This window comes from Bradyrhizobium tropiciagri (genome assembly GCF_018130545.1).
Taxonomy (GTDB): Bacteria; Pseudomonadota; Alphaproteobacteria; order Rhizobiales; family Xanthobacteraceae; genus Bradyrhizobium; species Bradyrhizobium tropiciagri_A.
Genome location: NZ_JAFCKF010000001.1, coordinates 662,246 through 680,042, shown reverse-complemented (window position 1 = coordinate 680,042; position 17,797 = coordinate 662,246). Strand labels below are relative to the sequence as shown.

The 17,797-nt window shown below is 63.3% G+C and carries 19 protein-coding genes; 10 read left to right on the top strand and 9 right to left on the bottom strand.

All coding sequences use genetic code 11. The annotated features are described in order from the left end of the window. Window positions 1–18: 18 nt before the first annotated feature. Both JQ616_RS03315 and JQ616_RS03310 read left to right on the top strand, forming a co-directional pair. The gene (locus JQ616_RS03315; RefSeq protein ID WP_212012207.1) at window positions 19–261 is read left to right on the top strand and encodes a hypothetical protein; all 243 of its coding nucleotides are present in this window, start codon (window positions 19–21) and stop codon (window positions 259–261) included. A gap of 109 nt (window positions 262–370) precedes the next feature. Then, window positions 371–1,108 (top strand): hypothetical protein, encoded by a 738-nt coding sequence (locus JQ616_RS03310; RefSeq protein WP_212012206.1) that lies wholly within the window; start codon window positions 371–373, stop codon window positions 1,106–1,108. A gap of 36 nt (window positions 1,109–1,144) precedes the next feature. Here the strand turns inward: JQ616_RS03310 and JQ616_RS03305 are convergent, their stop codons facing one another. After that, entirely contained in the window at window positions 1,145–2,569 is a 1,425-nt protein-coding gene (locus JQ616_RS03305) for a toll/interleukin-1 receptor domain-containing protein (protein WP_212012204.1), read from the bottom strand. A gap of 382 nt (window positions 2,570–2,951) precedes the next feature. Between JQ616_RS03305 and JQ616_RS03300 the strand changes: the two genes are divergently transcribed. From JQ616_RS03300 to JQ616_RS03290, 3 genes are all read left to right on the top strand, one after another. Further along, window positions 2,952–4,091 (top strand): patatin-like phospholipase family protein, encoded by a 1,140-nt coding sequence (locus tag JQ616_RS03300; RefSeq protein WP_212012202.1) that lies wholly within the window; start codon window positions 2,952–2,954, stop codon window positions 4,089–4,091. Window positions 4,092–4,203: 112 nt separating this feature from the next. Then, window positions 4,204–4,788 carry a hypothetical protein gene (locus JQ616_RS03295; protein WP_212012200.1) on the top strand — a complete coding sequence of 195 codons (585 nt, stop codon included), beginning with the start codon at window positions 4,204–4,206 and terminating at the stop codon, window positions 4,786–4,788. Between the two features lie 12 nt (window positions 4,789–4,800). Continuing rightward, complete coding sequence (locus JQ616_RS03290; protein WP_212012198.1) at window positions 4,801–6,141, top strand: TRAFs-binding domain-containing protein; 1,341 nt, start codon at window positions 4,801–4,803, stop codon at window positions 6,139–6,141. A 22-nt stretch (window positions 6,142–6,163) separates the two neighbouring features. Here JQ616_RS03290 and JQ616_RS03285 read toward each other — a convergent pair whose 3' ends face one another. After that, window positions 6,164–6,829 (bottom strand): O-methyltransferase, encoded by a 666-nt coding sequence (locus tag JQ616_RS03285; protein ID WP_212012196.1) that lies wholly within the window; start codon window positions 6,827–6,829, stop codon window positions 6,164–6,166. 103 nt (window positions 6,830–6,932) lie between these two features. On the opposite strand from JQ616_RS03285, the gene JQ616_RS03280 reads away from it, so the two are divergent. Further along, the gene (locus JQ616_RS03280) at window positions 6,933–7,565 is read left to right on the top strand and encodes a TetR family transcriptional regulator (protein WP_212012194.1); all 633 of its coding nucleotides are present in this window, start codon (window positions 6,933–6,935) and stop codon (window positions 7,563–7,565) included. A 3-nt stretch (window positions 7,566–7,568) separates the two neighbouring features. On the opposite strand, the gene JQ616_RS03275 is transcribed toward JQ616_RS03280, so the two are convergent. Together JQ616_RS03275 and JQ616_RS03270 are read right to left on the bottom strand one after the other, a co-directional pair. Next, window positions 7,569–7,793, bottom strand: coding sequence for a hypothetical protein (locus JQ616_RS03275; RefSeq protein ID WP_212012192.1), 225 nt, complete (start codon window positions 7,791–7,793; stop codon window positions 7,569–7,571). Window positions 7,794–7,958: 165 nt separating this feature from the next. Further along, window positions 7,959–8,342: a hypothetical protein gene (locus tag JQ616_RS03270; protein WP_249136360.1), complete on the bottom strand. Its 384-nt coding sequence runs from the start codon at window positions 8,340–8,342 to the stop codon at window positions 7,959–7,961. 366 nt (window positions 8,343–8,708) lie between these two features. Here JQ616_RS03270 and JQ616_RS03265 point away from each other — a divergent pair, with 366 nt between their 5' ends. The 4 genes from JQ616_RS03265 (at window position 8,709) to JQ616_RS03250 (ending at window position 11,710) form a co-directional block, all read left to right on the top strand. Continuing rightward, complete coding sequence (locus JQ616_RS03265) at window positions 8,709–9,173, top strand: RidA family protein (RefSeq protein ID WP_212012190.1); 465 nt, start codon at window positions 8,709–8,711, stop codon at window positions 9,171–9,173. Window positions 9,174–9,340: 167 nt separating this feature from the next. After that, window positions 9,341–9,610, top strand: a complete 270-nt coding sequence (locus JQ616_RS03260) for a twin-arginine translocation signal domain-containing protein (RefSeq protein WP_212012188.1) — start codon at window positions 9,341–9,343, stop codon at window positions 9,608–9,610. Next, on the top strand, window positions 9,595–11,307 hold the full coding sequence (locus tag JQ616_RS03255; RefSeq protein ID WP_212012186.1) for a thiamine pyrophosphate-binding protein: 1,713 nt from the start codon (window positions 9,595–9,597) through the stop codon (window positions 11,305–11,307). The genes JQ616_RS03260 and JQ616_RS03255 overlap by 16 nt, the downstream gene beginning before the upstream one ends. Before the next feature lie 13 nt (window positions 11,308–11,320). After that, window positions 11,321–11,710, top strand: a complete 390-nt coding sequence (locus tag JQ616_RS03250) for a c-type cytochrome (RefSeq protein ID WP_212012184.1) — start codon at window positions 11,321–11,323, stop codon at window positions 11,708–11,710. Window positions 11,711–11,788: 78 nt separating this feature from the next. On the opposite strand, the gene JQ616_RS03245 is transcribed toward JQ616_RS03250, so the two are convergent. From JQ616_RS03245 to JQ616_RS03225, 5 genes are all read right to left on the bottom strand, one after another. Continuing rightward, window positions 11,789–12,715: a 3-hydroxyacyl-CoA dehydrogenase gene (locus JQ616_RS03245; RefSeq protein ID WP_212012182.1), complete on the bottom strand. Its 927-nt coding sequence runs from the start codon at window positions 12,713–12,715 to the stop codon at window positions 11,789–11,791. 29 nt (window positions 12,716–12,744) lie between these two features. Next, window positions 12,745–13,659 carry an SMP-30/gluconolactonase/LRE family protein gene (locus JQ616_RS03240; protein ID WP_212012180.1) on the bottom strand — a complete coding sequence of 305 codons (915 nt, stop codon included), beginning with the start codon at window positions 13,657–13,659 and terminating at the stop codon, window positions 12,745–12,747. Window positions 13,660–13,668: 9 nt separating this feature from the next. After that, window positions 13,669–14,706 carry an ABC transporter permease gene (locus JQ616_RS03235; protein ID WP_212012178.1) on the bottom strand — a complete coding sequence of 346 codons (1,038 nt, stop codon included), beginning with the start codon at window positions 14,704–14,706 and terminating at the stop codon, window positions 13,669–13,671. Window positions 14,707–14,720: 14 nt separating this feature from the next. Then, complete coding sequence (locus JQ616_RS03230; protein ID WP_212012176.1) at window positions 14,721–16,238, bottom strand: sugar ABC transporter ATP-binding protein; 1,518 nt, start codon at window positions 16,236–16,238, stop codon at window positions 14,721–14,723. An 87-nt stretch (window positions 16,239–16,325) separates the two neighbouring features. Further along, on the bottom strand, window positions 16,326–17,525 hold the full coding sequence (locus JQ616_RS03225; protein WP_212012175.1) for a substrate-binding domain-containing protein: 1,200 nt from the start codon (window positions 17,523–17,525) through the stop codon (window positions 16,326–16,328). Between the last annotated feature and the right edge of the window lie 272 nt (window positions 17,526–17,797).

Below are 17,797 nucleotides of genomic sequence, written 5' to 3'. Positions count from 1 at the left end.
CAGTTGTGGGAATGCGACATGGCTTTTGAGGCGCTCTCGAAGACCCCGGCCTCGCTCGATGAGCTCCGGACCCGGGTGTTCTACGCCCTGCAGCGGCATCCGCTGTGCCGTCAGGTTGAGTTCGACATCGTCAGCACGCCGCGTACCCGCCGCACCAACTGGACGGTCAGCATGCATGCGATCCAGCCTGGCGCGCTGTGGACGGCGCATGAGATCGTCGCCGACATCCAGGAAGCCTATGAGCTTGACGCCGCAGCCTGATTATTCGGGCCGTTTCGGGACGATTTCACCTATTTGGCGCCGTCACGGCACGCTAACGCCGCATTTCGCGCGCAGTTTGCGGTGACACCGGCCGGCAATGGAGTAATTTTTGACCAGAGCCATCACCCTCGCCGCCCTGACCTGCTTCCTCCTCGCCGGAGCCGCGATCACAGCCATTTTGGGCCGTGACAGCCTTCCGGCGGCGCAGGCCGATGTCGGTCCGGTCGCCAACCGCGCCAGCAAGCAGGACAAGCTCGCGGTCACGACACTTGCCTCCTTTGAAGTGCCCAAGTTTGAGGTGCCTAAGCCGGCTGAAGCTCCCGCCAGCCCGTCGCCGCTGCTGCTGCGTGCGCAAGCCGCGATTCCGGGCGCGACCGATACGGTGCGCCAGGCTTACGCATCGGCCGAGCCCGCCGATATCGGCCTGCCGAAGCTCAACGACCCCGTCGATGCCGTCCAGCCGAAGGTCGCCGAGCCCGCGCCGGTCGCACCCGCAGCGCCGCCGAAGCCCAAGGCCGCCGCCAAGCCGGCTCCGCAAAAGACCTATGCGCTGCTCAGCGATGCGCAGATCGCCGGCATCAAGGACCGGCTCAAGCTGTCGTCGTCGCAGGAATATTACTGGCCGGCGGTCGAGACCGCGCTGCGCGCCGTCGCCCGCAAGATCCACGCCAAGCGCCAGGGCGATCCCGCCGCGGGCACCATGCCGATCGATCCGGACTCCGAGGAGGTCCAGCAGCTGAAATCGGCGGCGATGCCGCTGCTGTTCCAGCTGCGCGAGGACCAGAAGAACGAGGTCCGCTCGCTGGCGCGCCTGATCGGCCTCGAGCGCGTCGCCTCGATGATCTGAGCGCAGAGGTCGGTCGACCGGCGGTCGAGCCGAGCTTCAGCGCGCCTCCAGCGGCCGCAGCTTCTCCACCTTGCTCTGGGTTTCGACCAGCAGCTGCTTCATGAAATCCTTGTTGCGCTTCAGCCAGGGCTCCAGGGTCTGCCTGACATCGCCGGGCGACTTCTTCTCGATGGCCTGCGCAAGCCGGGCCTGAAACGTCCCCCAATCCTTGAACATCTCCCTCAGGAGAGCATCGTCGGAGATGTTGATCGTCGACTTGATGTCGCCGACGGTTTCGAGCTCGCGCATGTTGCCCTGCCGCAGGATCGAATCCAGGTTGTCCAGGCATTCGTGGTAGCGCGCGAGCAGGTCGTCCCATCGCTTGGCGGTGAAGTCATCGTCCAGCCCCTCGACGGCGTTGTACAACGGCTCGAGGAACGACCATCGGAAGCGCCGCGCCAGCCGCAGCAGGATCGACAGGAAGACGATGTCCTTCGGCATGTTCTGCGCAACCATCAGCCTTGGATCCTCGCTGAATGGCGGCATCGGCACGAAGATGATGACGACCGAGAACGGTGTGTTGTCGAGATATTCGAGCCGGGCGATGACCGGCTGATACAGTTTCAGATCGCGGAAGATCGGGCTCAGGACCTGCTCGCGGCTGCGCCGGCTGGCAACATCCACGTCGGCGAACGAGTTCGCGACATAGCTCGTCAGTTCGTCGAGCCAGGCACCGCTGTCGTACCGGTTCTGCGCGCTGAGCAGGTCCTCCCAGTCGAGATCGGCCGTATCGGGACCGGACAGCAGCGTGGTGGTGGCAGCGTCCGTCTCGAGTTTCGCATCCTTCAGGAAGCCACGCGCGCGGTCCGCAGGGGGCAATGCCATCAGCGTCTCGGCCTTCTGCCGGAATGACAGCTCGTCGCTGAACACGATGCGCAGTCGCAGGCGGAACAGCTCCTCGGGCCGGGTGATCTGCATGAACTGCGCGTGCAGATCCTTCGCCGCCTCGTTGAAGTCGCGGGCGTGGTTGGCATTCAGCCGTGGCCTGAGCGGGGCGACGCCGAAGGTCGGCTTCACGAACAAATCTTCGAGAAACCGCCGGACGTCGTCTTCGCCGATGCCGTAGAACTCGTTCTCCGCCAGCATCGGAAACGAAGGCGATGCGTCAACCGAGAACCACAGCACCTTCGAGGTAAGCTTCAGCGCGCGCTTGTAGCCGTCGAACTGGGAAATCTCGGACGCGCACCAGGTCCAATTGTGCTCGGCATTGGTGTGGATGAAGATCAGGCAATCGGCCCTCGCCGTATTGTCGATCATCCATTGCCGCCATTCCGAGCCGCCGGGGATTTCCTCGCAGACGAAGCATTCCACCGGACGCTGGCCGTCCAGGCTGCTGAGATATTCGAGTCGCGCCTTCAGCAGGCGAGCTAGAAATCTGTCTTCGGCGCGATGGCTGATAAAGACCGAGAAATCGTTTGGCATGGCAAAATCCGATCTGCATGAATTGGTGCGACGGCTGGCCGGGTCTCGTGCGCGTCTCGCTGCGGATTGAATGATAGCCCGCTCTTGAAATTGGCGGTCGCTGGCTGAGAAAAAGAAAAGTCTCCTGCCAGTGAACTACCTCACTATACCTTAGGGTGTATGGGGTGCATGATGTTTGCCGCGGGGAGCCGCGCACGCGAAAATTGCCGTGCTCCGGCGTCGAATGGATAAAATCGTCAACAAGTCGGTGTATCGGTCTGGTGCATCGCTCATGTCATGACCGGGTGCCGTTCGCGCTCGGAAGCGCAACCAATTGAGCCTTCGGCCGCGATCGGTCGGCCGTGTCGAAAGCAGCCAACCTCATTGTTCTGCGGGGGCAATCATGCCGAAGACCAAGCAGCAGCATCTCGATCGCGATGCCGGGCCGAAGCGGATCCTGGCGCTCGACGGCGGCGGCATTCGCGGCATCCTGACGCTGGAATATCTGGCCGCGATCGAGGCGCAGCTGCGCAAGCGGTACAACAACAACGACCTGTTGCTGTGCGACTATTTCGATCTGATCGGCGGCACCTCGACGGGATCGATCATCGCGGCCGGACTTGCCTGCGGTATGACCGTCGACGCTTTGAAGACGCTGTATCGCGGGATCGGTACGGACATTTTCCAGGAATCATTCTGGCGGCGGGGGCTGGTGGCGCCGAAATTCAATTCCGACGCCTTGCAGCACGCGCTTGATGCGCAGCTCGGCGCCGACACCGTGCTCGGCGGCGATCGCATCCGCACCGGCTTGATGATCATGACCAAGCGGCTCGATACCGGCAGTCCCTGGCCGCTGCACAACAACCCGGACGCGGTCTTTGCCAAGCAGGACGGCGCGTTGCGGCTGACCGAGGTGGTTCGCGCCTCGACCGCGGCGCCAACCTATTTCAAACCTCAGGAGATCACGATCTCCTCGCGCGACGGCAGTAAGGTCAGCGGCGCCTTCGTCGACGGTGGCGTCAGCCCGTTCAACGATCCGGCCCTGCAGCTCTTGATGCTCGCGGCACTCCATGGCCACGGCTTTCGCTGGCATACCGGCAAGGACAGACTGCTCTTGATCTCGGCCGGTACGGGCGAATTCCGGTCGACCTATTCGACGGAGCAGATCGTCCACATGCCGGCGGCGGAGCAGGGCGTGCGCTCGCTGCAGTCGCTCATGGACGATTGCAGCCGGCACAATCACGGCATGCTGCAATGGCTGACCAATTGCCTGACGCCGTGGCCGATCGACCGCGCGGTGACCGATATGATTGCGGACAGTGAGAGCGGGCCGCAACTCGCGACCTATGCGCGCTACAATGTGCAGCTGGAGACCGTCTGGCTCCAGAAGGAACTCGACATCGAGCGGACGCCGGACGCGCTGGCGAAGGTCGCGGCGATGGACGACCCGAAGAACATGGACGAACTCGCCGCGATCGGACGTCGCGCTGCGCAGGAACAGGTCAAGCCGGGCCATTTCCCGCAGGCCTTCGATCTCACATGATGCCGCGCGGGGCGGCGTCACGACACGCCGATCCCGACTTCGACAAGGATTTCGCCTTCAGCTAAGTTCGGCACCTGGACGCAATGATCCAGTCATGAGTCGAGGTGTCGCGATGGCCACGGAACAAGACGCCAAGTCACCGAACACGGTGGTTCTCTTCAGCGGTCACATGGTCGATGCGCCGGATCGAAAAACGCCACGCTTTCCACCTGACAAGGCGCCTAAGGCGGCCGTTGCGATTGCTGCCGCGCTCGAGCGGATCGGGGTCCGTGAAGGCGATCTTGCAATCTGCGGCGGCGCTTGCGGCGGCGACCTGTTGTTTGCCGAAGCCGCGCTCGCGAAGCGCATGCAGCTTGAAATCTACATCCCGTTTGACGAGCCGACCTTTCTTGCCGGCTCGGTGGATTTCGCCGGCGGCGATTGGCGCGCGCGGTATTTCGCGGCCAAATCGCAGGCGACGCTCCATGTCATGCCCGACGAGCTCGGGCCGCTGCCGGCCGGCGAGAACGCCTACGAGCGCGACAATCAATGGATGCTGGAGCGCGCTGCGCGATTCGGCGGCGAGAAAATGGCCTTCATCTGCCTGTGGAACGGCGAGGGCGGTGATGGCCCCGGCGGCGCGAAGCACCTGATGGAAGAGGCCGGCCGCAAGACGACGTGGATCTACTGGTTGGATACGAGAAAATTATGGGAATGAAGGAATTGCAAGATGCCGTCATGTTTCATGATCATGCCTTATGGCCGCAAGCCGACCCAGGCTGAGCCAGGACGTGGGCCGGCCGAGATTGATTTCAACGCGCTGTGGGATCGATGCTACGTTCCGGTCATCAAGGCGTTGAAGTACGAGCCGGTGCGCGCTGATCAAGATACCAGCGCGTTGATTATCAGCGAGATGCTGGAGCGGCTCTACTTCGCCGATCTCGTGCTGGCGGACATGACGATCCCGAACGGCAACGTGTACTACGAGGTTGGCATTCGTCACGCATCGCACGAAACGGGGTGCGTCCTGCTCGCGGCCGATTGGTCCAAGCCGCTGTTCGATGTCGCGCAGATGCGAACCATTCGATACCCGCTGCCTGAGGGAGAGATCACCGAGGCAACCGCCACCGCCGTGCAGAGCGCAATCAAGGATCAAATCGAGGCGCGCCGTGACGGAGTTTCGCCGATGCACCAGTCGATTCCTGGCTATCCGTGCAAGGTCGATCCGGAGAAGGCGATAACCATGCGGGACCAACTCGCCGAGCAAGCCGAATTCCAGACCAAGATCCGGGCGGTGCGCGCTGCACCCGAGGCCGAGCGCTTGAAGCGCGCGCAGGCACTGATCGCCGCGGAGGGAAATCCACCCCTGAGCTACGCGAAGGCCCTCGCGTTGTTACTGTTGTTGCGCGACTGCGTCGATACCAAGGCTGATTGGAACGCCGTGCTGGACTACATCCGCGGGCTCCCCAAGCGTTTCATGAACGAACCGGAAGTGCAGGAAAATCGCGCATTCGCCGTTGCCCAGATTGGGGACGATGTTCGGGCCATTGCCGAAATCCAGACGCTGATTGATCTCGCAGGACCGACACCGGAACGCTTTGGCCTGATGGGTGGTCGCTACAAGCGTCTCTCCGATGCTCCCACGGCCAGCGCGTCCGAGCGCAAGCAAGCCCAGGCCAAGGCGATCGATTGTTATGAGCACGGAATGGACCTTGATCTTAACGCCTATTATTGCTCCAGCAATCTGCCGCGGCTCTATCGTGCGCGCGGAAAGACGGGTGATGAGGAGCGCGCGCAGACGACCCTTCGTGCAGTTATCGCTGCTTGTGAGCGCGCCAGGCGGCTGCAGATCGCCGACAGATGGTACCGCCCGACGCTGCTTGTCGCGGCATTTGACCTGGGCGAGCCCGACAAAGCCAACGACCTTGCGGACGATGTGATTGCCGAAGGCAAGGCCAAATGGGAGGTCGATACCGTGCTAAGGGACCTCGAAACCAGCGTCGCGCAGGTGACCGATGCCGCAAAGCGCGCGCAGCTGTCCGCGATCGTCGACAAGATAAAGAAGGCCTGAGCGCGCTCTGCCGGCATCCGCGTCAACCCAGCCGCATCGACAGCTCGACATCTTCGCCGAACGGCGCTGACAGGTAGCCGTTGGCCGGCGTGCGCACCCGCGCCAGATAGTCGGGGCTATGGTCGGCATTGTCGGCGACGATGAAGGCGCCGGGCTTCAGGCGGCTCTCCACCAGATCGAGGATGTCGGGATACAGCGCCTTGGCGCCGTCGAGCAGCACGAGGTCGATCGTATCGGGCAGATCGGTGCGCAGCGTCGTGAGCGCGTCGCCCTCGCGGATCTCGACCAGGTCATCAAGCCCGCCGGCGACGAGGTTGTCGCGCGCACGCACAACCTTGGACGGTTCGAATTCGCTGGTGATCAGCCGCCCGCCGCCGTTGTCGCGGAGCGCGGCGGCGAGGTGCAGGGTCGAGATGCCGAACGAGGTGCCGAACTCGACAATGGTCCGCGCCCGCGCGCCGCGCGCCAGCATGTAGAGCAGCGCGCCGGTCTCGCGCGAGACCGCGAGCGGCACGTTGTTGAGGCGACCGTAGAGCGCGCGATAGTCGGTCTTGCTCCTCATCAGGCGTGCCCGTTCCTCGTCGGAAAGGTCGGCCACCGCGAGCTGGGTTGCTTCCGCCGCGGCGGAAGCTTGCGCGAACAGGCGATCGAGCAGGCCCGCGAGTTCAGGTGAAACGAGAGTGGTCATGTGGTCTCCGGTCTGTCAGCGGCGCGTTCTTGCGCCGCGCCTGAAATACGAATAATTATTCGCATTCGCTAATCGCATTCACCAAAGTGTCCATAAGGCGTCCATGACCAAGCGGCGAAGCTCTTCAGTTTCCTCGCGAAAACAGCCGCAACAGGCGCGCTCGACCGAGCTCGTTGCGGCGATTCTCGAGGCGGCTGTTCAGGTTTTGACGAAGGAGGGTGCGCAGCGTTTCACAACGGCGCGGGTGGCCGAGAAGGCCGGCGTCAGCGTCGGCTCGCTGTATCAGTACTTTCCGAACAAGGCGTCGATCCTATTCCGGCTGCAGAGCGACGAGTGGCGGCAGACCACCGGCCTGCTGCGCGAGATTCTCGAAGATACCGGGCGCCCGCCGTTGCAGCGGCTGCGAGCGCTGGTGCACGCGTTCATCCGTTCCGAATGCGAGGAGGCCGCGGTGCGCGGCGCGCTCAGCGACGCCGCGCCGCTCTATCGCGATGCGCCCGAGGCACGCGAAGCGCGGGCGTCGGGCGCACGCACCGTCGAGGTGTTCATGCACGAGGCATTGCCGAAGGCATCCGGCGCGATCCGCGCAACGGCGGGCGATCTGATCACGACGACCCTGAGCACGGTCGGCAAGGATTTTTCGGAGAGTCCGCGAAGCCGGGCCGAGATCGAGAGTTATGCCGATGCCATGGCCGACATGTTCTGCGCTTACCTCAAGAGCCTCGGAAAGCGCTGACGCTCACAGATAGCGCTTGGCGACCAGGAGAAATCCGAGAACGCCGCTGGTCACGGCGAACACAGTCATGCCGTTGCAGAAGCTGACATAGGCGGCCGACCAATAAGAAGCAGTCTTGTCAGAAACAGTCTCGTAGGAATCGGCCTTGGAAGGCGCAGCCTTGGAACTCGCAGTCTTGGTAGTCGCAGTCTTGGAATCAGTCGCGACTTTTTTCGGTTTCCGAGGCAAGCGAGTGCATTCCTTGAAAAAGCGCCGCCACCTGGTCAACACAGGTGACGGCGCCCGTCTGAGGGCTTCAGGGCGAAACCCCGCCGCAGCGTAGGCGGCGATGATGAACGGTTCGTATACCGCTCGGCATCGCACGCTCGAATATCAGCGCTGAAGCAAAGTTCCTTAGAACGAAGCGTAAGCGTTGCGGAACGCGATGGCGCCGGCGAGCGAGCGCGGCCGCGTGCGCACGGCGTGTCCGTCGTTGCCGCTGGTGACGATCCACTGGCCGTTCTCGTGACCCACGATCTTGCCGACGTGATGACGCCAAACCACGATCGCGCCGACCGAAGGGCCGCCGGCATTGCTGCCGTAGCGCGCCCAGGATCGCGCCAGATTGTACTGCGGACCAGGATCGCTGCCGACTTGCGTGCGCATGAACCAGCCGCACCAGGCTGCCGGCCGACCGGAATGGGCATAATGACGATGATGATGGTGACGGCCGCGGGCTTCGGCAGCAGATGAAGCAAAGGCCAGGAGCACGGCGACAGCCGCAAGAGTTTTACGCATTACAAAGTCCTCTTGTTGTTGGCAGACCATCCTGATTGTGGGAGGAGCGCAGCGATGATCTGCGATTGGGTTGCGAAGCGACCGCATCGGTCGAGCGACGCAAAACAGAGGCGGGGACATGGCCCGCCCGGGCCTTTAAGAAACGGGGTATGGCCAAAATATGACGGTGATTTGCGTCTGGCGGCCGCGCCGAAACCCTTCAGGCGCGGTTCGGCCCGGCGCAATTGCTCCGAGAGCAATATCTGAGGTACCGCCTCGCCGGGAACTCGGTTATCGCAAACGCACAGAGAGCAGTTTCGCGCCTATCGACGGTGCGTGAAGCCGCGGCGCTCTCCCCAGAGGAGGCCAGCTCGCTGGCGGACAATCGTGAAACTTGAGCAACGTCTGAACGAACTCAAAATCGAGCTGCCGATCTCGGCGGCGGCCGGCGGCGCCTATGCTCCGGTGGTGGTCCACGGCGACACCATCTACGTCAGTGGTCAGCTGCCGCGCGACGGCGACAAGGTGCATGTCGTCGGGCAGGTCGGCCGCGATGTCACATTGGAGGAAGCCAAGCGCGGCGCGCGGCTGGCGCTGATCCGCGGATTGGCCGCGATCAAGGCGCATCTCGGGTCGCTCGACAATGTCACGCAGATCTTGAAGCTCACCGTGTTCGTGCACAGCGCCGCGGATTTCAGCGGTCAGACGGCGGTCGCCGACGGCGCATCGGAACTCATCATCGAGCTGTTCGGTCCGGAGCGCGGCCTGCACACCAGGACCAGCGTCGGCGTCGCGCAGCTGCCGCGTAACGCAGCGATCGAGGTCGAGCTGATCGCAGCGCTGGCGCGCTAGGCCGGCGCGGCGCTTCGCGCCTTTGCCATGCTGTTTCGTGAGAGGTGTCCGGCCGAAGCCGCACGCTTACGCGACTGTGTATTGACGCCTCCCGAGCTCCGGGTCGACATTGCTGCCAACAAGCAAACAGCTCGTAGGCATCTGGTCACGTTCCCGGAGAGGAATCCATGTCGAAACGCAGCAGCAGGCGCCGCGACGGCGCGCCCGATGCGGGCCGCCGCAATTTTCTGAAGGGTGCAACCATCGCGGGTGCCGCGGCGCTGGGCACGCCGGCCGCGGCCAACACCGCGATGTCGGCATTTCCGGACCAACGGCCCAAGGGAGCGCTTAAGGCTGCGTTGCCAGGCCCGAAGCTCGCGGCCGCGGACGCGATGCCGCCGCCGGCCGATCGGTCAACCAGAGCTCGAGCGGCGGCGACTTCATGGTCGACGTGCTGAAGACACTCGACATCGATTACCTCGCGATGAACTGCGCCTCGAGCTTCCGCGGGCTGCACGAGGCCGTCATCAATCATGGCGGCAACAAGAAGCCGGAGATCATCACCTGCCCGCATGAAGAGATCGCGGTGCATATGGGTCAGGGCTACGCCAAGATCGAAGGCAAGCCGCTCGCGATGATCTGCCACGGTGTGGTCGGGCTGCAGCATGCCTCGATGGCGATGTACAACGCCTGGTGCGACCGCGTCCCCGTCATCGTGATGGGCGGCAACATCATGGAGGCCGACAAGCGTGCACCGGGCGCCGAATGGCCGCATTCGGCGATCGATCCCGCGGCGCTGACGCGCGACTTCGTCAAATGGGACGACCAGCCGGCCTCGCTGCAGCACTTCGCGGAATCCGCGCTGCGCGCCTACAAGATATCGACCACGCCGCCGATGGCGCCGGTGATGCTGTCGCTCGACCAGGAGCTGCAGGAGAATCCGATCGAGAATCGCGACCGCCTGCGGATTCCGAAATTCACCCCGGCGATCCCGCCGCAGGGCGACGATGCGGCGCTGGCGCAGCTCGCCAAGATGCTGGTCGCAGCTGACAATCCGGTGATCCTGTGCGATCGGATGGCGCGCACGCCGGCCGGCATGCCGCGCCTGGTGGAGCTTGCGGAAACCCTGCAATGCGCCGTGATCGACAATTACGGGCGGATGAACTTCCCCTCGCGCCACCCGCTGAACCAGTCGTTCCGCCGCTCGATCCTGTCGCAGGCCGATCTCATTGTGGCGATGGAGGTCAACGACATCTGGGGCTCGCTGAGTGATTTCCACGATCGCATCGTGCGCACCTCCGAGCCGCGCTACAAGAAGACCGCCAAGATCGTCACGCTCGGTACCCGCGGTCTCTACATGAAGGCCAACTATCAGGATCTCGGCCGCTACCAGGACGTCGACCTCGATATTGCGGGGGACGCCGAGGCGAGCCTGCCGACCCTGATCGAGCAGGTCAAACGCGGCATCGACGAGGGCCGCAAGGCCGCGTTCGACGCGCGCGGCAAGAAGCTTGCGGCGGCCAAGCTCGCCACCGTCGAGCAGGCGAAGCTTGACGCCACGATCGGTTGGGACGCGAGCCCGATCACCACCGCGCGGCTGTGCGCCGAGCTCTACAGCCAGATCAAGGATGAGGACTGGTCGCTGGTCGGCACCTCGATCGGCCTGGCATGGCCGCATCGGCTGTGGAATTTCACCAAGCCGTATCAATGGAACGGTCTCGCCGGCGGCGGCGGTGTCGGCTACACGCTGCCGGCTTCGCTCGGGGCCGCGCTCGCCAACAAGCGGCGCGGCCGGTTTACGGTTGCGATCGGCGGCGACGGCGACTTCATGTTCGTGCCGTCGACGCTGTGGACCGCAGCGCATCATCAGATTCCGATGCTCTACATCGTGCACAACAACCGCGCCTATCATCAGGAATACATGTATCTGCAGGCGATGGCGGCGCGCCTCGGCCGCGGCATCACCAACGCCGATATCGGCACCACGCTGAAGGATCCGTTCGTCGACTATGCGACCGTCGCCAAGGGGTTCGGCGTCTATGGCGAGGGGCCGATCAGTGATCCGAACGCGCTGGCGCCGGCGCTGAAGCGCGCCATCGCCATGGTCAAGAGTGGCCAGCCGGCGCTGCTCGACGTCGTGATGGATCAGCGGTGAAGCGGGGATGGCGATGATGATCGGATCTGTGAAACGCCTGGCCGCCGTCACCGCGATCGCGGCGGCTTTCGCTATCGCCGGTGGCGTCGCGGCATCGCGCGCCGAGGATGCGCCGGCCGGCGATCCCGTCAACGGCAAGCGGCTCTATCTTGCCGATGGCTGCTTCGAATGCCACGGCCGCGCCGGGCAGGGCGGCCGCTTCAATTACCTGACGCCGGCGCTGGCGCAGATCGCGTTGCCGGTGGAGTCCTTCATCGCCTTCCTGCGCGAGGCGCCGAACGACATGCCGTCGTTCTCCGCCGACGTGCTCTCGGACAAGGACGCCGCCGACATCCACGCCTATCTCAGCTCGCTGCCGGGCCGGCGGGACGCGAAGGATATTCCGCCGATCTTGAATCAGTGAGGCGGTGATGGCCGCAAATATCGGCATCAAGTGGTCTTGTTGATCGAGACGATGCCGTTCGGCGCGGCGGAGCCCGACTTAGCGCCTCTTGAAGTCGACCAGTTTCGCGAGGAAATCGTCGCGCCACCGCTGCTTCGCTGGGATGTCCGCTGCTGACGTTCGCTTGCGCAGCGTGTCTTCGATCGTTGCGACCAGCTCGTCAGACCAAGGCCGTGGATCCGCCTGCTCCTTGGCGAGAGCGTGATACATCGGGCCAAGGTTACGGCAGTATTCCGCGATGCCGGTCTTGGCGTTGAGGTCGATGGTCTGAAATGGACCCATGAAGCTCCAGCGCAGTCCGAGACCGTCGGCAATCGCCCGATCGACCTCTTCTGCATCCACGATACCGTCTTCCACCAGGCGGAAGGCTTCGCCGAGCAGCGCGCTCTGCAGCCGATTGACCACGAAGCCGTTGATTTCACGCCGCAACTGGATCGGAGACTGGCCGATGCGCAGCATCAGGCCTTGGGCACGCTCCACCACATCCAGTTTCGTCCATGGCGACGGGACGATCTCCACCAGAGGGATAAGGTGGGGCGGATTGATTGGATGGACGACGAGGCAACGCTCGCGCGTCGCCATACTCTCTGTGAAAGCCGAGGCGGGGAGGCCCGATGTCGAGCTCGCGAGGACCACCTGTGGCGCGGCCAGGGAGTCTAGCGTCCTGTAGAGCTCGATCTTGATGGGAAGCCGCTCAGGCACGCTTTCCTGGACGTAGTCCACGCCAGCGAGCGCATCCTCGATGCTCTTCGCCGGTTTGACCCGCGCAGCGATCGTTTCCGCAGACTCAGGCAGGACGAGGCCCAACGTCTCGAAGCTGGCAGCCGCTGTCCGCACGAAGGCGGGTACGCGCTCGGCAGAGGCCAAATCGGCATCGTAGAGTGCGACCTCGAAGCCCGCTCGCGCAAAGACAAACGACCAGGACGAGCCGACGACGCCGGCTCCGATCAACGCAATCCGTGTCATGACAATATCCTGATGAACCCTGGAGGTGCTTAGAGCGTCTGCGCTCCGCGGGTGTTCACATAGATCGCGTAGAGTGAGGTGTGGCCGCAGATATAGAGGCGATTGCGCTTCGGCCCACCGAAGCACACGTTCGCAGTCTTCTCCGGCACGGGAATTCTGCCGATAATGTCGCCGCCCGGCGTGATGCAGCGTACGCCATCGCCCGAGCTGGTCCATACGTTTCCGTCAACGTCGACGCGGAAGCCATCCGGGATGCCCGGGGCGATTTCGGCGAGAACGCGGCTGTTGCGCAGCCGCTCGTCGTCTGCCACGTCGAATGCTCGAATGTGATGAGGCCAGTCGGGGTTGGGCCAGAAGCCGGAGTCCGCAACATAGAGAATCTTCTCATCCGGTGAGAACGCAAGTCCGTTGGGTCGTTTGAAGTCGTCGACAACGACGCGCAAGCTGGCGTCGCGCGGATCGAAGCGGTAGACGTTGCAGCTCCCGATCTCGCTTTCGGCTTTGCTGCCTTCGTACTCGGCGCTGATGCCGTAGGTGGGATCGGTGAACCAAACGGTGCCATCCGACTTCACCACGATATCGTTGGGCGAGTTGAGGCGCTTGCCTTCGTATCGATCGGCCAGAACCGTGATCGTGCCGTCATATTCGGTCCGCGTCACCCGACGCCCGCGATGCTCGCAGGTTACGAGCCGCCCTTCGCGGTCGCGGGTGTTTCCATTGGAAAAGTTGGAGTCGTTACGGAACACGGAGACCTGTCCGGTCTCCTCATCGTAACGCAGCATCCGGTTGCTCGGCAGGTCGCTGAACAGGAGGCTGCGCTGATCGGCGAAGTAGACCGGTCCCTCGGCCCACCGCAGGCCGGTATGCAGCTTCTCCAGGAAAACGATCGGTATGGTGTACTGCACGAAGCGCTTGTCGTAGACCTCGAATGGGTCCATGGGCATCCTCCCTGGTTAGGTCTTTTGCGAGCGGGTGGTCGTGGCAGCGCGCTGACGTCGTCGCGTGGCGTAGACGGACAGGCCCACTGCAACAATAAGGATCCCACCGTTGAAGAAGTACTGGATGTAGAACGGGGCGCCGAGTTGTTGAACTCCCGAGAACGAGAAGGCCAGCAGTAGCACCGACAGAAGCGTCCCGATGACATTCACGCGTCCAAGCTTGATCGACGTTGCTCCGAGCAACGTCGCCGCAAACGCAGGCAGCAGATATTCCGGGCCGACGCTCGGCGTGCCCGTTTGTAGAATGCTGCCGAGCACGATGCCGGCAAAGCCGCTGAGCAGGCCCGATACGATAAAGGCACCGATGATGTGGCGACGCACGTTGATGCCCGTGAGTTCTGCCGCACGGACATTGGCTCCGATCACGTAGAGATTGCGGCCGATGGGAAGGTACTCGGTCACGATCCAAAGTACGAGGGAGATGATCGCGACATAGACCGCCGGCAGCGGTATGCCGTGAACAATCTGCGTGAGGTTGGTGAAGCTGACCGAAAGGTTCAAGCCGCTGATCTGCTCGCCGTTGGAATAGAAGTTGGTCACGCCAAAGAGCAGCGTTCCCGTTCCCATCGTTGCGATGAAGGAGTCAATGCGGAAGACGCTGACCAGCAAGCCGTTGCTGAGGCCGACTATGACCGACAGCAAAAGGATCAGTGCCGCCGCTTCCGGCCAGCCCAGGCCCTGGTTGACCTGCAAGCCGACGGCCAGCACCTGTGCCATGCCGAGGTGGTAGCCGATCGACAAGTCGAATTGCTTTGTGGCGAGCGGGACCATTTCCGCGAGCGCCAGCATGGCCGTCACCGACTGGCTGACCAGGATCGTGTTGATGTTAATGGCGCTGAAGAAGCTCGAAGGCCTCAGCACGCCGAACACCAGCATGACCAGAGCGAAGACGAACAGGAGGCCATAGGTGGCCACCAGATTGGATAGAGCGCCCGACGGCGCTGCCTGACGGGGAGGCGAAGCCGTGCTGTGCTGGAATGTGGTCTCCGTCATATCCCTCTCTGCCATCAATGCACCCGCTCGCTCTGACCACCTGCCATGGATGAACGGGTGAGAAGCCCTTCAAGGGTCAGCGTCGAGCCGGTCAACTCGGAGGTGATCTTGCCGCGCCCCATGACCAGTGCGCGATCGCAAAGGGTGGCGACTTCCTCAAAATCGGATGAAATGACGAGTACTGCTGCGCCATCGTCGGCAATCTTGCGCAGCGTGCGGTGGATGATGCCTTTTGCGCCGATGTCCACCCCTGCGGTAGGCTCCTCCATGATGAAGAGCTTCGCACCCGTCGCCAGCCAGCGGCCCACGAATATCTTCTGCTGATTTCCGCCGCTCAACCAATCGATGAGCGCGGCGGCACTGCGCGGGCGGACGTCAAAGCGCTCAAGCTCGTCGCGCACGGCCCTCAGCTCCGCCCCCGTATCGATGGGCCTCAACAGTGCCCCTGATACGGCATGAACGTTGGGAAAGAGATTCTCGCGCACCGACATGCCGCCAAGCGTGCTTTCGACAAGACGGTTGCCGGCAAGCAAGGCAATACCCTTGCCGATCCGCGCGCTGATTGGCAGATCGGCGGGAATGACATCGGCCGCAAGTCTGATCGTGCCCGCGGAGTGAGAATTGGCGCCGAAGATCGCGCGGCCAACAATCTCGTGCCCGGCGCCGCGTAATCCCACAAGGCCGACAATCTCGTGCTTGCCGACCGTGAACGACAGCGGTCCCTGGTTGCCGGCGCACAGATTCTCGACGGTGAGAAGAGGTGTCGCCTCGCGCCCGGTTGCCGCAGTGACGTGGTGGACCTGCAGGTCGCGGCCGAGCATATCGCGCACGATCGTCTCCGTGGTCAGCCCGTCGATCGAACCAGAACTCACATTCCGGCCATCGCGCAGCACTGTGACACGGTCGACCAGGCCGAACAGCTCGTTGAGCCGGTGGCTGACATACAGGATGCTCGTGCCTGACGCCCGCAGGCGCCGCAACACCTCGAAGAGGTGCAATGCGTCGGGCCCCGGCAGCGAGGCAGTCGGTTCATCGAGCACCACGATCCGCGCATCGCGTGACAGGGCGCGCACAACGCCGAGAATTGCCTTGCCTGCAGCGCTCAGGGATCCGACCGGAGCGCGTGGATCAGGAGGGTCGATGGCCATGCCGGCATAAATACGCTTGGTTTGCTCCCAGACATCTTTCCACGAGATGAGCCCACCGCGTCGCGGAAAGCCGGCCACCAGCGCCACGTTCTCGCCAATGCTCAGCTCGTCGACGAGACCGAGATCCTGATGGACGAAGGCGATCGGCACGGGCTCGAGATGCGGATTGAGGCTGCGTCCATCCAGAACGATTTCGCCTGCGTCGGGCGGATAGATCCCCGCGAGGATCTTGATCAACGTTGACTTTCCGGCCCCATTCTCACCCACCAGCGCATGGATCTCGCCCCGACCGATCGTCAGGTCGACGCTGTCGAGGGCGAGCGTGCTCAGAAAGCGTTTGGTGACGCCCCGGATCGCGATCGCGGGCTGCGCATCAGTTGCCATGTTGCGTTGGCCTGAGTGTCTTCCTGAGTGTCTTGGAGGAAGCGGTGGAGAGGGCGGCATGCCGCTCCGCCTCCACCGCGATCGCCATCACTTGCACGCGGTGTTGGTGCCCTTCCAGATGTTGACATAGTGGCAAGCAAAATTGTTGCTCGGAACGAACTCGTTGTTTTTGCCGCCCTCGCTGTCCACGTTGTCCTTCACGATCAGGAACACGGGCTGCACGAAGTGCGCAGGCTCTTGACCGGCCATGGCGTGGACCACAGCGTCAACTGCCATGTATCCGAACAGGGAACTTGGCTCCGGCACGCTCGCCACCTCAAAACCACCCTTGCGGATCATGTCGTAGGCGGAGGGCGGGGCGTCGGCGCCCACAAGCTTGATCTTGTCGGTGGAAGCGCCCGCCGCTCTGAGGGCGGCCGCGACGTTGGTGTAATAGCCGTCGCAGCACGTGGTCATCCACCAGCTGTCGCCGTAACGCGCAAGGAGGCCGGACACCGCCGCGTTCATGCGCGCGGAGGCATCGCCGAGCGGCATGTTGATGGTCTCAAGCATCTTGCAGTCTGAACAGTTGGCGATCGGTGTTGTCGTCGCCTTGGCCTTGAAGCGGGCGATGGCGTAGCTGTTATCGACCATGTGAATGTTGTGGGCTTTGCCCGCCGACATGGCGATCACGTAGGCTGCTTCAGTTTGGCCGATCTCGGCCGGATTCGAGACGATGTTGTGATAGAGGCCAAGATCAGGGCTAGGGCCCGGGAAAGCAGTGGCGTGAATGCCAATCACCGGGATGTGTCGGGCGACTGCATCCTTGATGGGCTTTTGCAGCGCATTGGCGTCCGCCGGAGTGACGATCGCGGTTGGGTTCGCGGCAAGCGCCTGCTGCATGGCGGCCAGCGTGCCGCTCACGGTGCCCTGGCCGTTGAAGGTCATGACCTTCCAACCGAGAGCCTTGGCACCTTCCTCGACGCCTTTACCCCATAGCACATGCGGCGTGTATGACTGGTCTGGCGAGACATAGGCGATGGTGAAGTCGCCTGTAGGCGCTTTCGGTCCGCTGGTCGGCCCCTTCCATTCGGTCTGCGGCTTGGTGCGTTCGGCGACGATTGCCTTCGCTTCGTCGACGGAGAGCTTCTCCTGGATCACAGGTTCTGGCCAAGCGGGGAATGGCTCCGCGCGGGTTTCGGCAATAGCTGATCCGGCCGCGATCGTTGCCGGAACGAGCACCGCGCTGAGCACGGCAAGCCGTGTGAGGCTAACTCTCAAGGCATATTCATGCGGTCGCTTGAGCATGGAGTCCTCCCGATCAATTCTTGATTGCTTCGTTGGTTGTGTGAGCTGTTGACCGCAGTGCGGGATCGGACCCGCGACGCGGCGGCGGTGCTGCGAGCCCCCGGGGTTTTGGCTGGCCGGATCTTGCCCGCGTCCCATTCGGCGCATGCCAAAGTGCACGCGGCATCGGAGCCGTCGCCAGGATGTCGCTATCGTTGACGATGAGGCTCACGCAACCTTGGCCGCGGAGGTCGGATGACCGCACCAAGCCGCGGGTGCTGACGGCAGCAACG

What these genes read in the sequence shown, in the direction of transcription:
- JQ616_RS03315 (WP_212012207.1), top strand. Translation starts at nt 19, where the DNA reads ATGGCTTTTGAGGCGCTCTCGAAGACCCCGGCCTCGCTCGATGAGCTC.
- JQ616_RS03255 (WP_212012186.1), top strand. Translation starts at nt 9,595, where the DNA reads ATGGTCGACGTGCTGAAGACACTCGACATCGATTACCTCGCGATGAAC.
- JQ616_RS03290 (WP_212012198.1), top strand. Translation starts at nt 4,801, where the DNA reads ATGCCGTCATGTTTCATGATCATGCCTTATGGCCGCAAGCCGACCCAG.
- JQ616_RS03280 (WP_212012194.1), top strand. Translation starts at nt 6,933, where the DNA reads ATGACCAAGCGGCGAAGCTCTTCAGTTTCCTCGCGAAAACAGCCGCAA.
- JQ616_RS03240 (WP_212012180.1), bottom strand. Translation starts at nt 13,659, where the DNA reads ATGCCCATGGACCCATTCGAGGTCTACGACAAGCGCTTCGTGCAGTAC.
- JQ616_RS03300 (WP_212012202.1), top strand. Translation starts at nt 2,952, where the DNA reads ATGCCGAAGACCAAGCAGCAGCATCTCGATCGCGATGCCGGGCCGAAG.
- JQ616_RS03230 (WP_212012176.1), bottom strand. Translation starts at nt 16,238, where the DNA reads ATGGCAACTGATGCGCAGCCCGCGATCGCGATCCGGGGCGTCACCAAA.
- JQ616_RS03250 (WP_212012184.1), top strand. Translation starts at nt 11,321, where the DNA reads ATGATGATCGGATCTGTGAAACGCCTGGCCGCCGTCACCGCGATCGCG.
- JQ616_RS03245 (WP_212012182.1), bottom strand. Translation starts at nt 12,715, where the DNA reads ATGACACGGATTGCGTTGATCGGAGCCGGCGTCGTCGGCTCGTCCTGG.
- JQ616_RS03225 (WP_212012175.1), bottom strand. Translation starts at nt 17,525, where the DNA reads ATGCTCAAGCGACCGCATGAATATGCCTTGAGAGTTAGCCTCACACGG.
- JQ616_RS03235 (WP_212012178.1), bottom strand. Translation starts at nt 14,706, where the DNA reads ATGACGGAGACCACATTCCAGCACAGCACGGCTTCGCCTCCCCGTCAG.
- JQ616_RS03285 (WP_212012196.1), bottom strand. Translation starts at nt 6,829, where the DNA reads ATGACCACTCTCGTTTCACCTGAACTCGCGGGCCTGCTCGATCGCCTG.
- JQ616_RS03305 (WP_212012204.1), bottom strand. Translation starts at nt 2,569, where the DNA reads ATGCCAAACGATTTCTCGGTCTTTATCAGCCATCGCGCCGAAGACAGA.
- JQ616_RS03260 (WP_212012188.1), top strand. Translation starts at nt 9,341, where the DNA reads ATGTCGAAACGCAGCAGCAGGCGCCGCGACGGCGCGCCCGATGCGGGC.
- JQ616_RS03270 (WP_249136360.1), bottom strand. Translation starts at nt 8,342, where the DNA reads ATGCGTAAAACTCTTGCGGCTGTCGCCGTGCTCCTGGCCTTTGCTTCA.
- JQ616_RS03295 (WP_212012200.1), top strand. Translation starts at nt 4,204, where the DNA reads ATGGCCACGGAACAAGACGCCAAGTCACCGAACACGGTGGTTCTCTTC.